This is a genomic window from Actinomadura meridiana, assembly GCF_039537545.1.
Lineage (GTDB): Bacteria > Actinomycetota > Actinomycetes > Streptosporangiales > Streptosporangiaceae > Spirillospora > Spirillospora meridiana.
This window is the reverse complement of sequence record NZ_BAABAS010000021.1, coordinates 203,906-217,357: the sequence shown is the minus strand read 5'-3', so window position 1 is coordinate 217,357 and position 13,452 is coordinate 203,906. Positions and strand designations below refer to the sequence as shown.

At 72.9% G+C, this 13,452-nt stretch carries 10 protein-coding genes; 3 read left to right on the top strand and 7 right to left on the bottom strand.

Features of this window, described 5'->3' with window-relative positions; translation table 11 throughout:
* Nucleotides 1-20 precede the first annotated feature (20 nt).
* From ABD808_RS30805 to ABD808_RS30780, 6 genes are all read right to left on the bottom strand, one after another.
* On the bottom strand, nt 21-1,646 hold the full coding sequence (locus ABD808_RS30805; RefSeq protein WP_344904171.1) for a TRAFAC clade GTPase domain-containing protein: 1,626 nt from the start codon (nt 1,644-1,646) through the stop codon (nt 21-23).
* 12 nt (nt 1,647-1,658) lie between these two features.
* Entirely contained in the window at nt 1,659-4,070 is a 2,412-nt protein-coding gene (locus ABD808_RS30800; protein WP_344904168.1) for a GTPase-associated protein 1-related protein, read from the bottom strand.
* 1 nt (nt 4,071) lies between these two features.
* Complete coding sequence (locus tag ABD808_RS30795; protein WP_344904165.1) at nt 4,072-5,280, bottom strand: TRAFAC clade GTPase domain-containing protein; 1,209 nt, start codon at nt 5,278-5,280, stop codon at nt 4,072-4,074.
* Nucleotides 5,281-5,286: 6 nt separating this feature from the next.
* Nucleotides 5,287-7,995, bottom strand: coding sequence for a SaeA-related protein (locus ABD808_RS30790; protein ID WP_344904162.1), 2,709 nt, complete (start codon nt 7,993-7,995; stop codon nt 5,287-5,289).
* A gap of 76 nt (nt 7,996-8,071) precedes the next feature.
* Nucleotides 8,072-9,700, bottom strand: coding sequence for an Hsp70 family protein (locus ABD808_RS30785; RefSeq protein WP_344904160.1), 1,629 nt, complete (start codon nt 9,698-9,700; stop codon nt 8,072-8,074).
* A gap of 53 nt (nt 9,701-9,753) precedes the next feature.
* Nucleotides 9,754-10,416, bottom strand: coding sequence for a nucleotide exchange factor GrpE (locus ABD808_RS30780; RefSeq protein ID WP_344904157.1), 663 nt, complete (start codon nt 10,414-10,416; stop codon nt 9,754-9,756).
* A 211-nt stretch (nt 10,417-10,627) separates the two neighbouring features.
* On the opposite strand from ABD808_RS30780, the gene ABD808_RS30775 reads away from it, so the two are divergent.
* The 3 genes from ABD808_RS30775 (at nt 10,628) to ABD808_RS30765 (ending at nt 12,560) form a co-directional block, all read left to right on the top strand.
* Nucleotides 10,628-11,704, top strand: coding sequence for a macro domain-containing protein (locus tag ABD808_RS30775; RefSeq protein WP_344904154.1), 1,077 nt, complete (start codon nt 10,628-10,630; stop codon nt 11,702-11,704).
* Between the two features lie 91 nt (nt 11,705-11,795).
* On the top strand, nt 11,796-12,155 hold the full coding sequence (locus ABD808_RS30770; RefSeq protein WP_344904151.1) for an STAS domain-containing protein: 360 nt from the start codon (nt 11,796-11,798) through the stop codon (nt 12,153-12,155).
* 72 nt (nt 12,156-12,227) lie between these two features.
* A complete protein-coding gene (locus ABD808_RS30765) occupies nt 12,228-12,560 on the top strand; it encodes a YnfA family protein (RefSeq protein WP_344904148.1) in 333 nt (110 codons plus the stop codon).
* Between the two features lie 56 nt (nt 12,561-12,616).
* Here the strand turns inward: ABD808_RS30765 and ABD808_RS30760 are convergent, their stop codons facing one another.
* Nucleotides 12,617-13,435 (bottom strand): SAM-dependent methyltransferase, encoded by an 819-nt coding sequence (locus tag ABD808_RS30760; protein ID WP_344904145.1) that lies wholly within the window; start codon nt 13,433-13,435, stop codon nt 12,617-12,619.
* Nucleotides 13,436-13,452: the final 17 nt, after the last annotated feature.

Here is a 13,452-nt window from a genome sequence, read left to right as displayed (position 1 = left end):
GCATGGTCCTCCTTTCGGGGTCAGGTGGAGTGGTGGACGCGGAGGCCCTCGCTGACCAGGAGCCAACCGGTGAGGTCGAGGACGCCGTCGTCGACCTCGCCCCCGTCCAGCCAGGACGACGTCCGGAAGAACCGGACCTCGGCGAACGACCGCCGCATCGCGCGGACCATGCCGTCGAGCCCGGCGCCGTCCTCCAGCCAGCGGCGGATGTCGTCGCTGTCCTCGCCGACGCCCGCCAGCGCCCCGCACCCGCGCACCAGGTCGTCCTTCGTCAGCGCCACCGCCAGCCGGGCCCGGCGCATCTGGATTCCGTGCGCCTCGATGTTCTGCACGACGTGGGCGAAGAAGGAGTCGGGCGCGTCGTCCGACCGGAGCTTTCTGTGTTTGGCGCGGACGCCGGATTCCAGCGATTCCCAGACCACGTCCACCGACAGCAGGTCGAGAGTGAACAGGAAGGTGCGGGCCGACCTGATGTAGCGCAGTTCCCGCATCGACTCCGACTTGGCGACCAGCTCGCCTGGTGCGTCGAAGACGTGGAAGAGGCGGTCGCCGCCGGTGGGCGGGCTGATGTGCAGCGAGTACGCGCGCAGCGGCGCGTCCTTGGCCTTGACGGTCTTCCAGGTGTGCATGCCCGCGCGCAGCTTGCCCGCGAGGTCGCGGTAGGCGGTCTCCGACTGCGTGTCGGCGAACTCCGCCTCCGCGCCATGCCCGCCGGTGCCCTCAAGCAGGCCCATCACCAGGGCCGTCATCAGCCTGGTCTTGCCCGTCGCGGTGGCGCCGAGCACCGGGATCACGATCTCGGGGACGGCCCCGGAGCCCCTGGACATCGGCTCCTTGCAGTGCGGGCAGTGCGCCTGCATACGGCCGTCGCCGCTCCCGGTGAGCACCAGCGTCGGCAGCAGCGACCCGCAGGCGCACCGGCGTTTCAGCACGCCGTACCGTCCCGGGCGGACGTCCCGGTGACGGCGTCCGCACCCCAGGGCGGCGCATTCGTAGGACGGGTAGCTCACGCGCAGATGGCAGGACGGGCAACTGGTCCGGATGCCCTTGACCTTCCGCATCGCCGAGTCGGCGCCGCGCAGCGCCAGCGCCGCCGCGATCAGGCCGAGCACCAGGGTCGCCACCACCGCGAGTTGCAGCAGCCACAGCAACGCCACGGCGACCAGCCCGATGATGACGCCGACGCCCATGCAGCACCGCAGCCCGATGCTGACCGGCACCATCAGCCAGGACGGCTCCCGGTAGTGGAAGGTGGCCCGGATCTTCGCCTCGTACTCCCGGGCCACCTGGATCGGCGCGGGCAGCGCCACCCGGACCGAGTGCCGCAGGTCGATCAGCGCGGGCCCGAACAGGTAGTGGGTGAACGCCGGTTCGACACCGTCGGCGGCCTTGTCCGGGGGCGGCGGGATGGGCGCCGGGGCCGGGGTCTTCCCGAGGCCCATGACCGACGCCAGCTCCATGACGTACCGGTACAGGCTGAGCACCCCGAAGAAGGCCACCGCCACGAACAGGACGGGGATGAAGACGAACCAGCCGAGGCAGAGCGCGATGACGATGACCAGGCATCCGCAGCCGACCGGGAGTTCGCTGCTGATCGGTCCTCGGTACGGGGGTGGCGGCTGGTATCCGCCGCCGTAGGTCGACATCGTGAACGCCCCTCACCGTGCCGGTCGTCCGGGCAGCCAGCGGCGACGGCGGCAGTGCTTGTCCCGCCAGCGCTGGTAGTCCTGGAGGGCGGTCATGCGGCCCGTGCGGCGGCGCACGTCCCGCTCGACCGCGTTGAGGTCGCGGTTGCGCCAGTCGGGCATGCTCCGCAGCAGCACGTCGTGGATGGCGCGGGCGACCTGCGTCGCCTTGTGGTCCTCCGCCGTCCACAGCGTGGCGAACGCGGCCCCGGCGGCGGGCACGGCCGCGCCGCGCTCCCCGTCGATGGTCCGGGCGAGCCAGCCGAGGTAGGCGTCGACGACCTCGGTGGACGCGGCGGCGAGCACCTCGGCGAGCGCGTCGTGTGGCAGGGTCGGCAGCAGGACGCCGAGCCGCAGGAGCAGATAGTCCTCGGCGGGGGCGATGGCGGTCGTGCCGTGCGCCCCGACCAGGGCCCGGCCCGCCTCCAGCCGTTCCTTCTCGTTCCGTTTGCCGCGCAACGGCTTCTCCACCCGGCGGATCCAGGCCACCGCCTCGACGCGGTCGCGCAGCCCGGCGGGCAGCAGGCCCGCGAGCGGCAGCCCGTCGACCAGGTCGCACAGCTCGCCGTAGGACTCCTGGCGGGCGGGGCCGTCCAGGGTCCGGCGCTCCGACAGCAGCGGCTTGACCCAGGGGACGAGCACCGGGTCGCCGCGCGCGCCGTCCGGCAGGCCCGCGAGGAGGGCCCGCGCCTCCTCCGGGGTCCAGCCGCCGGGCCACAGGGCGTCCAGCAGCGCCCGGTCCAGCCGCCCGGCGGGGCCGCGGGCGGACAGCACAGCCAGCGCCGTGTCGACCGGCGGTTCCCGGTTCCTGCGGCCACGGGCGACCAGCGCCGCCTCGTGCAGGGCGGGCAGCTCGGCCAGCTCGTCGGCGGGCACCACCGCGTCGAGACCGGCGTCGAACAGGGCGTGCACCCGCGCCGGATCGGCGGCCGAGACCTGGTCGACGTACAGCAGCGTTCCCGCGCGCAGGTCGGGCCAGCGGCGCACGGCCTCGTGCAACTCCTGCTCGTCGGGACGGCGGAGCAGGTACGGGCCGACGACCTTCGCTCCGCAGGTGCGGAGCGTGTGCGGGTCGGGTTGGACGCCGTGCGCGTTCGCGAGGTCGAGCACGCGCACCACCGTCGCCGTGTCCGCGCCCGCCAGGTGTTGCGCGTAACCGCGTCTGGCCTGCGCGCGTGCCCGCGCCGACCGCAGGCGCGCGGCGTCCGGGGCGGGGCCCCCATGGGTGGACGCCGCCGCGAGATGGCCCGTGACGAGGCGTTCCTCCGCCATGGCCAGCAGGTCGTCGAGCCCGGCGGCCGCCGCCGCGTCGGCAAGCCCGGTCATATGCGCCGGGGACGCCGCGTCGTGGCCGAGCGCCGCCGCGCCGACACCGCTGACCGTGTCGCGGTCGAGACGGCTCGCGTTCTCCCCCAGCCAGGCGCAGGCCGCGTCGAGATCGTCCGGGCCGACGCCGACCGGGCCGTCCAGCAGCGCCGCCGCCGCGACGACGGGATGCCAGTCGGCCAGCCGCAGCTCCCCGCCGGTGGCCAGCGTGGTCGCGCGGCGCCAGAGCGGCTCGGCCGCGACCGGCCCGGCCCCGGCGAGCAGCAGCGCCAGCGGGCCCGCGTCGACGTCCGACGACGCGCCGGTCGTGACGTCGAACAGGAAGAAGCCCGCGAACGCCCGCTCGTCGGCGACGATCTCGGCGCCCGGAACGGTCCCGAGCACATGGTGGCGGCTGTAGGACGGCCTGAACTGGTAGGTGGCGAACGACAGCCGGGCGACCAGCGGCGGCGGCAGCAGGTAGCAGACGGCGGCGATCCAGTACGCGACCTCGTCGTCGGTGGGTGCGAGAATCACGACCGAGCGTTCCTCGTCCAGGACGGCGCGTTCGGCGGCGGCGAGCAGCGGGGGCAGTAACGGCCGTCGCGGGGTGGCGTCCAGGAACCGGTCGACGGCGGCGCGGTTCAGCGGGCCGGTGGGCAGCGGGCCTGGCAGCGGCGGCAGGTCGGGATTGGGCACCGCGTCCCGCGTCCACAGCGGCGCCCGCCACAGCTCGATGGGCAGCGCGCCCCACGCCCTCGGCCAGGTGCGCCCGCCGGACGGGACGAGCGCGTGCGCGAAGTAGTTGCCGAAGCGTCCGGAGTAGTCGGTCCCGGTGAAGACGACGTTCGCGACGATCGGCTCAGGACCCGGCACGAAGCACAGGTTGATCGGGCACGCCTCGATCTGCTCGGCGGTCGGCTCGTGCCCCAGCGTCCCGGGCGGCTCGTAGGACCCGACCGCCTCCACCTCGTGCATGACCTCCGGGGAGACGCCCGGCGTCACCGCGTTGAACTGGTACCCGGCGTAGCCGGACAGGCCCGTCCGGCACGACGTGTAGTAGAGCTGGTGGAAGTCCATGTCACCCCTTCGTGGACGGGAGGGCGTCGAACCTGCTGAGCAGCCACAGGAAGGGGTCGGCGACCCGGTGCGGATGGATGCCGCGCGGGTCGACCCGGTTGTCGGACGTGGGGTTCCCGCCCAGCGACGACAGCCCGAAGTAGCGGTAGTCCGCGAAGTTCTTCCGCATGATCTGGTCGATCTGCGTGCCGTCCCACTCGTGCAGCAGCGCCCTCACGTAGTCGTGCACGGCGAGGCTGTCGGCCTGGTCGAAGACCGGCTTGTCGTCGGGCGGCCCGCCGAGCAGCGGGCTGCCCTCGGGGAACCCGTGCCACAGCGCGTCGATCTTGGAGAAGGCAACCGCGACGGGCACGTCGATCCGCCGGTTGGGGCCGCGCCCGTGCGCCTCGTAGAGCACGTCCGTCACCCGGGTCAGCACGTTGACCGGGTTGTCGGTCTTGGCGTCGGACTGGGGCAGCCGCGTCCCGGGCTTGGCGCTCTCCCGCGCCCCGCGCATCTGCAACGGGTCGAGCAGCAGGATGACGCCGTCCGCGCCGCGCAGGTACCGGACGTTGAGGTCGACGCTCTCCTTGGAGATCAGGTCCTCACCGGCGGTGTCGAAGAACGAGGTGATCGTGTGCCGGTCGCGGGAGCGCAGCAGGCCGCGACCGTCCAGGGTGACCTTGAAGACGAGGGGACGGCGCAGCTCCGCCTGGCCCGGACGGGTCGTCCCCGGCAGCACCTTCTGCCGGTACAGCGTCTCCTCGTACCGTCTGGCGAACTCGTTGCGGGTGTGGTCGTCGGAGCCGACCACGGCGGCGTCGAAACGGCGTCCCACCGAGTGCATCAGCTCGTGCAGCAGCACCGTCATGTAGACGGTCTTGCCGGAGCCCTTCGCGCCGATCAACGCGATCAGCCTGCTGTCGATCTTGTCGAAGTGCACCGGCAGCAGGCTGTGGCAGTGCGGGCAGAGCCGCTGCGTGGACGTGTCGCCGCAGCGGGGGCAGCGTGACCTCGTCTGCCATCCGTTGAGCGCCGCGAGCCGTCCCCCGGCGAACACGGGCGGCAGCGCCTCGTTCATGCCGAAGCGGCGCGACAGCGCCCGGTCGCGCTCGGGCGCGCACTTCTTGCCCTCGGGTCCGAGCAGGCCGGTGCAGCGCCACATCATCTTCCGGGGCTGGAACGACTGGTAGCAGTATGGGCAGACCAAGCTCGGCAGGATCGACAGCAACGGCCTTCACCACCTTCGGGGGTCGCGTTTGAGGGCCACCGCGTCCGCGCCGCCGTCGACGGCGCCGGGCACGGCGAAGCAGGCCAGCCGGAGCGGGTCGGACCCGGCGGGGGCCTTGAACCGGAACGTCAGCGGTGTCCCCGCCTCCAGCTCGCGGGCGGGGATCTCATGGATCACCTCGCCCTGTTCGGGACGCAGCGGCAGCACCCCGCCCGCGCGGTGCACGACGACGAGCGGCGGCATGCGGGTGCGGCGGTCGGCGGTCAGTTCCAGGACGGCCCAGCGCGAGCCCCGCCTCCCCGCCCGGAATCGGTAGCGGACCTCCGGCTCCCGCGCCGGGACGGCCGCCACCACCGGACGAGACCGCACACCGCCCGTGCTGTCGTCGCCCTCGCGTGCCACCGTCCGGACGCCCACCAGCGCCGCGTCCGGCCCGATGTCGAGGCGGCAGCCGTCGTCCTCGTATGCGCGGCGGCGGCACTCGACGACGCGTGCCGCCGTCCAGCCGTCGGGGTCGCCGGGGGCCGTCCCCGCGTGCTCGGCGGGAGCCCAGACCACCTCCGCGAGCCGGGCGCCGTCGGGCCAGATCCAGCTCAGCACGGCGGTGTCGCCGACGCGGCGGACGTCCAGGTCGCGCACCGGCTCGACCAAGACGAGCGCGGTCGAGGGGCCCACCAGCGCTTGGCCCGCGCCGAGGGCCACGGCGACGAAATGGGCGCGGGTGACGCCGCCGACCGGGGTGCGCAGCATCATCCGCCCGGACGCGGTGAGCACGGCCGCGCCCGGCACCTCCCGTCCGTAGCGCTCGACGTCGCCCGCCGCGAGCAGCGTGCCGGGCGGCCACGGCGGCGGACCGTCCGACGTGCGGATCATGACCCGGCCGCCGGACGAGGCCGTCCAGCTGATCAGGGCGACCGGCGGGCCACCGGCGGCGGGCAGGTCGACTGAGAGGTCGGGGACGGCGACCGGCGGCGGCTCCGGCAGGCCAGTGACGGCCACGCCCCGCGAGAGCGCGCGTGTGCCGTCCGAACGTTCGTAGGACGCCTGCACTCTGTATCGGTGCGGGCGGCCCGGCCGGACGTCGGTGTCGACGAAACCTGTTCTATCGACCTTGGAGATGCGCCGGTCGGAGCCTGTTTCGGAGAGGCGGGTGACCGTCGCCGCGTCCGCCCCCTTGGGGAGACGCCACGTCACGCTCACCTCGCCGGGGCCCGCCACGACGGCGAGTTCTTCGACCTCTGGCAGGAGCGTGACCGGACGGCCCGGCGCGGGCGCCGACCAGATGCCCTCGGCACGTCCCGCGAACACCGCGTAGTGCAGCTCGACGGCGGCGGGCGGGTCCGGGTCGAGCAGCTCGTTGGCGTCGGTCTCGCCGATCGTCGTGCCCGCCGCCGCGCCGCTCGCTGGCGCGCCCGCCGACCGCACCACCCGATACCGCACCGGGCCGACCCGCGTCGGGCCGGGCGTCCAGGCGACCGTGACGCGGCCGTGTTCCGCGCCGACGCGGACGTCACCCGGAGGCGGCGGGGGCAGCGCGCGGAGCCGTTCGCCGATCGAGTCGTCGTCCGCCGCGACCCGGGCGGCGCGGTCGAGCAGTTCGGCGGCGGACTCGGTGCGTCCGGCGGCCCGTTCCCTGGCGGCCTCCGTCAGCCAGCCCGCCACCCGCCGGGACGCCGCCGCCACCTCGGCGCGCAGCTCCGGCGGCGCGTCGGCGGGCAGGCTCGGCAGCAGCCGCTCCGCCTCCCGCAGCCGCCCGTCGCCGAGCGCCTCCTCCACCCGGTCCGCCACCCCCGCCGGGCGGACGTCGGCGGACACCATCGCCATCGCCAGCTCCTCGGCCTCGTCCCGCACGAGTCCGAGTTCGGCGGCCTGGCCCGCCAGCACCTTCACCGCCAGGCCCGCCGCCGCACCCGGCCGCAGGACCTCCATGACCTCCCAGAGCAGCAGCTCGTCGAGCCGTCCCGGTTCGCGCGCCGCCTCGGCGAGGGCCGCCAGCACGCCGTCGAGCGCCACCTTGCCCTCGTCCCTGGCCCGGCCCGCCGACCGCTCGATCGCGGTGGCGACCATCGGCGGCGTCAACGGACCGGCGGGCCCGGCGGACGACGCGGTGACCAGCACGAACCCGTCGCGTAACCGGAAGCCTCGGCGGACGGCGTCCGTGCCCACCACCGCCTCCGCCGACAGGCGTAACCGCAGGCGGCGCAGACCGGCGCTCAGCGTCCGGTACGTGGCGGGCGCCTTGTCCGGCAGCTCCCAGGTGTGGTCGACCACGCGGACACCGCGATCCGCCAACGCCTTGCGCACCTGGACGTCGGAGCAGGCGCCGCCCGCCCCGGCCAGCAGGACCTCGAAGGCGGCGCGGCTGATGCCCGTCGTCGTCTCGGCGAGCGCGCCCGCCTGCCGGGTCAGCCACGCCGTGGCCTCTCCCGCGCGGCGGCGCGTCTCGGCCGCCAGGTCGTCCCGGGTGAGCAGGCCGCTCCGCTCCAAGGCCACGTGCTCGATCAGGAGGGCGTCGATGAGTTTCGCGTATGTCTTCTTCTGTTGCCTGACCGTCCGCCAGTACGCGACGACCTCGCCTATGCGCGCGGCGACCTGCGCGTCGTCCCGCACCGACCCGTCCAGCGCGTAGCGGACGAGCAGGTCGGCGGGCGGCGCGTTGCCGCCAGCCCGGGCCGTGTCGAGCACGTCCCGGCGGTAGGCGTCCTTGTCGAGCACGGGCCTTCCTTGTTGTCAGGGTCGGGTCATTCCGAGACCGCGTTCATTTGAGACCGCGCTCATTTCGAGACCGCGTTCATTCCGAGACCGCGTACCGTGCCACCGCTCGTTTCGCGAGGTCTACCTGCGCCTTGTCCAACCCCTGGATGCGGACCTCGATGTGCAGGTCCTTCTTCGTCTGGAGTTCGAGGGCGTAGACCCGCAGCGTGCCGAGTTCGTCCATGGCGAAGCTGATGTCGATGGGCGAGCCCTTGCGCAGCCCCGGCAGGCCGGTGATGATCCCCTCGCCGATCTTGGCGTTGTCGGCCGGGTCGGCGGATTCCACCGCCCCCGCCTGCTCCCAGATCTCCACCTCGATCTCGGTCTGCTCCTCGTAGGCGGTGGCGAACCGCTCCGCGTCCGGCGCGGCGGGCAGCACCGTGTTCGCCTTCAGCACATGGCTCACCGAGAAGATCTCGCTGCCGTCGTCGGTGAACGACACCGTCTTGACGCCGAACGCGCGCGGCACCACCGTGCTGACGCGGCGTCCCGCCAACATGCGGACCTTGTCGGCGTCCAGGCCGAGTTGGTCGGCGGCGTCCTGGACGGCCTGTTCGGCCTCGGCGGGCGACACGTCCTCCGCCCCGTCGCCCTCGCCGGGCAGCCGCACCTTGACCGCCTCGATGAGCGCGAACCTGGCGGCGCCCTTCGCGACGGCGAGGTCCGGGTCGTGCAGTTTCGGCTCGAACCCGAAACGTTCGCGCAGCCCGGCGGCCACGGCGGGCATCCGGGACGAGCCGCCGACCAGCAGCACGTCGTCGAACGCGTGCACGTCCCGTTCGGCGGCGGCGTCGATGGTGCGACGAGTGATCTCGAACGTGCGGCCGAGCAGGTCCTCGGTCATGTCCTCGAACGCCTCGCGGGTCAGCTCGACCCGGGCGGTGCCGCCGTCGAAGCGCATGTTGTACCGGCGCGACACCGCCGAGCTGAGGCCCTTCTTCAGGTCCTCGGCGGCGATCGCCAGCTCCTGGAGGAAATCCTCGCTCTCGGCGGCGGACGAGCCCGGGTTCTCGCCCAGGAACGACTCCAGCAGATGGTCGGCGATCCGGTCGTCCCAGTCGGCGCCGCCCAGCCGGTGGTCGCCGTCGGTGCACACGACCCGCACGTCGTCGCCCTCCAGCCGGATGACCGTGGTGTCGAACGTGCCGCCGCCCAGGTCGTACACCAGGATCGTCGCCGACTCCTGGGCGGACAGCGTCTCGTAGTGCAACGCGGCCGCGACCGGCTCGGGGATCAGGTTGAGGACGTTGAGACCCGCGATCTCACCCGCGTTGCGGGTCGCCTCCCGCTCCGCGACGCCGAAGTAGGCCGGGACGGTGATGACGACGTCGCGGACCTCCTCGTGCGTCTGCTCGGCCGCCGACCGCGCCAGCTCCTTCAGGATCAGCGCGGAGATCGACTCGGGGGTGTGGGACGCGCCGTGGAAGTCCAGCTCGAACTGCTGCCCCATCTGCCGTTTGATCAGCGAGACGACCTGGTCGGGGAACAGCTTGGCCGAGCCCTTGGCGTCCTGCCCGACCACGACGTTGTCGGGCGTCTCGAAGTAGACCGCCGACGGCGTCGTCTCCTGGCCGATGGCGTTCTTGGCTATGACCGGCCGCCCCGTGTCGTCCACATAGGCGATGCACGAGTAGGTGGTACCGAGATCGATACCGTAAGTAGCCATGGACGGTCGTCCCCTCGTCAGGTCGTCGGGCCGGGGTCACGGTCGTGGAGCGGTCAGTCGATGGGTGCGGACGGTTCGGCCGGTTCGTCGTCCGGGTCCGAATCGGCGGGGGTGTTGGTGGGGGCGGGGGGTTGGTATCGGTGGAAGTGGGCCCGGAGGGGGCGGCGGACGCGGCCCGTCTCCCGTTCCACGAAGCCGGTCGCGATGACCTCGGCCACCGTGTTGTCGAGGGCCTCGTCGTCCACCGGAACGACCGACGTCACGGCGTGGCGGCCCGCGTCGAACGGCTCGCCGGGGAGCGCGGTGAACTCGTCGAGGCCGCAGCGCTCCAGCGTCAGCAGCGTGTCGTCGGCGAAGCTCGCCAGCAGCCTGCTCTGCGCCGGGTCGGTCTCCTCGGCGGCCAGTCTGGCGGCCTCGCGCAGCAGCGAGTCGTACAGGCGGAGCAGATCGGCGACGACCGGTTCGAGAATGGCGCGCTGGACACCGTCCCGCAGCCGCTGGTTCTCCTCGTGCAGCCGGTCGATGACCGACTCGCGGTGCGCCGACCTGCGGTTGAACTCCGCGACCGCCGCCTCGATCGCGGCGAGCCGCTCGTCCGGCCCCGGCCCCGGCGCGGCGTCCGGCTCCGGCTCCACCTCCGGAGGCGGCTCGTGCGGGGCCTCCGCCTCGACGGGGTCTAATTCGTCCAGCTCGTCGGCGGCCATGGGTTCCTCCACCCTGAGTCGCTCCCCGAGTCGCATAAACCTGGTCGTGCGCACACGTCGTCGTCGCGTACACCTGGTAACCGCGCCGCGACCGCGCCCGTTACAGGCGGGTCCCGACCGAATTCCATAGTCAACACCAGCTCCGACATTGACTTACCGGGTTTACTATGATCGCCCCTGGATCCGCCCGGATGTCGACCACTTTTCGCCCTCCCTGGACGCCATGCCGACACCGACCCATGATCAGCTCGTCGCCGATCTGAGAACTCTTCGCGAACGGGGACTCACCCGCCTGCGCGACATTCGGCTGGACGCGCTGGAGTCGGCGGTCGCGCTCTACCGGCACGACGGCCGCGCGCCACGGGCCCGTCCCCCGGACGAGGCGTACCGTCCCGCCGCCGTGGAGGAACTGCTGCGGCAGGCGGTCATCGAACTGGGCGGCGGCAAGCTGTCGACGGCCGCCGGGTTCACGTTCGGCCTGGCCGCCGGGGCGCGGGACTGGACGGTCGGCGAACGCCGCCGCGAGGCCGCCTCGATCTACGGGGTCAGCACCGAACGTTTCCGCAAGCACCACGAACAGCTCATCGTGGACCAGACCGCCGAGGCGGTGCTGCGGCTGTGCATGCCGCCGGTGTCGCCCCGCCCGGTGAGCCCGCCGCCTTCCCCGCAGACCGCCGACGTCCCGCCCGGGCCCGCCGTCATCCACCTCGGCCCGATCACGCTCGACTACATGCCGGTCGAGATGATCACTGGCGTGGACGCGATCGTCTCCTCCGAGAACGTCTATCTGGAGGCGTCGAAGATCTTCCGGAACTCGCTGTCGGCGGCGCTGCGCCGGGCCTGCGCCGAGACCACCGGCACGGGCGAGATCGTGGACGACGTCGTCCAGCGCGGCCTCGCCGACTGGATGCGCCGGCACGGCCGTCCCGGGCTTCCGGTGGCGCCCGGCACCGTCGCCACGACCGGCCCCGGCCGCCTGGCCGCGTCGGGCGTCCGCCGGATCTACCACGCGGCGGTGGCCGTCCCCGTGGGCGACGGCAACGAGTACGACCTGTCCCCGGAGGCCGTGGCGCGCGCGGTGCGGGGCGTCGTCCGGCTGGCGGGACGCGAACGTCCTCCGGTCCGCTCCATCGCGCTGCCCCTGTTCGGCGCCGGACGCGGCGGCCTGGACGCGGCGGAGAGCCTCAGTTGGCTGTGGGCGGCGGTCGAACGCGAACTCGACGCGGACCCGTCCTTGGACGTTCACCTCATCGCCCGGTCGCCGACGACCGCGCGGACCATAATCGCCCGCTTCACCTAGCCCCGACGGTGCCTCCGACCTGGGGCGGTGACACATGTGGGCCCGCGAACGTTGGTAAGGCAAGGGTCCGAACCCGACAAGAGGAGCCGTCATGGGCACGTTTGCCGTCCGGCAGGATGCGTTCGCGCGGCTCGTCACGTCGGTCATGGACGACGACGGCGGTCCACCGCGCATGATGGTCGCCGGTGAGCTCGATCTCGCGTCGGTGGTCGTGTTCGGCGTCGATCTGGCTGAGCTGATCCGCGACCGGGGCCCGTCCGTCGTGCTCGACCTCTCCTTCCTGACCTTCTGCGACGCGCGGGGCCTCGCGGCGCTGGTCGCCGCCGACAGGTTGGCCCGGAGCCGCGGCGGCACCATCACGCTGACCGGCGTCCGCCCCCACATGGCGAGGATCCTGCGCGTCACCGGACTCGACCGCCGCTTCACCCCCAGCCCCGCCGCGGCCCGCTGAGCCGGGCGCGCGCGTCCCGCCGGGGTCGGCTCGCCGATCGCGGGGTCATGCCGCTTTCCTAGGGTGGGCGGCATGACCGTACTGCGCTCGATCGCCCTGTTCCTGCTGGCGGCGGTCGCGGAGATCGGCGGGGCCTGGCTGGTCTGGCAGGGCGTCCGCGAACACCGCGGCCTCGCCTGGATCGGCGGCGGCGTGATCGCGCTCGGCCTCTACGGGTTCGTGGCCACCCTGCAACCGGACGCTCACTTCGGCCGCATCCTGGCCGCGTACGGCGGGGTGTTCGTCGCCGGTTCGCTGATCTGGGGCATGGTCGCCGACGGTTTCCGCCCGGACCGGTGGGACGTCGCCGGGGCCCTCGTCTGCCTGGCCGGGGTCGCGCTCATCATGTACGCCCCACGCGGCTGACCCGGCCCCGGCCCAGCCCGGTCCAACCCAGCCCAGCCCGGCGCGGCCCCCAACGGTCAGGGTTTGCGGCCCACGGCGCAGTAGAAGTCCATGTCGCGGTCGGCGTAGAGGGTGCCGGTGTCGGGACGCCATTTGGGCAGCGGCACCAGGCCGGGCTCCAGCAGTTCCAAGTGCTCGAAGAAACGCTTCAGCCCCTCGGCGCTGCGCATGAGGATCGGGGTGGCGCCGCTGTCGTTCCATTTCCGGGCGACCTCGTCCATCGCCGCGGTATTGCTCTCGTTGCTGGGGCAGGCGATCGCGAGGTGACTGCCGGACGGGAACGCGTCCAGGATCTGGTTCACGATCGTGTACGCCTCGTCGGTGACGCTGAACTCCAGGATGCCCAGCAACGTGACCAGGATCGGCTTGGAGAAGTCGAGCGTGCGGGCCGCCTCGGCCAGGATCGTCTTCGGGTCGTGCAGGTTGGCGTCGATGAAGTCGGTGACGCCCTCCGGCGAGCTGGCCAGCAGCGCCCGCGCGTGCGCCAGGACGACGGGGTCGTTGTCGACGTACACGACCCGGCTCTCAGGGGCGATGCGCTGCGCGACCTGGTGCGTGTTGTCCCTGGTCGGGATGCCGGTGCCGATGTCGAGAAACTGCCGCACACCCGCCTCGACGATCACGTGCCGGACCAGCCGTCCGAGGAACTCGCGGTCGGCGCGCGCCCACAGCACCACCTCGGGGATGGTCTCCTCCAGCTGGTCGCCCACCTCGATGTCCGCGGGGTAGTGATCCTTGCCGCCGAGCCAGTAGTCCCACACCCGCGCCGGATGCGCGACGCTGGTGTCGATCGGGATCTCCGGCTCCTGGCCCTGGACGTGCGCGTCGCCGGTCACGGCTTCGCCTCCCGCGA

Coding starts and splice junctions, on each gene's coding strand:
- ABD808_RS30765 (WP_344904148.1), top strand. CDS start 12,228: ATGACCGTACTGCGCTCGATCGCCCTGTTCCTGCTGGCGGCGGTCGCG.
- ABD808_RS30775 (WP_344904154.1), top strand. CDS start 10,628: ATGCCGACACCGACCCATGATCAGCTCGTCGCCGATCTGAGAACTCTT.
- ABD808_RS30805 (WP_344904171.1), bottom strand. CDS start 1,646: ATGTCGACCTACGGCGGCGGATACCAGCCGCCACCCCCGTACCGAGGA.
- ABD808_RS30785 (WP_344904160.1), bottom strand. CDS start 9,700: ATGGCTACTTACGGTATCGATCTCGGTACCACCTACTCGTGCATCGCC.
- ABD808_RS30770 (WP_344904151.1), top strand. CDS start 11,796: ATGGGCACGTTTGCCGTCCGGCAGGATGCGTTCGCGCGGCTCGTCACG.
- ABD808_RS30800 (WP_344904168.1), bottom strand. CDS start 4,070: ATGGACTTCCACCAGCTCTACTACACGTCGTGCCGGACGGGCCTGTCC.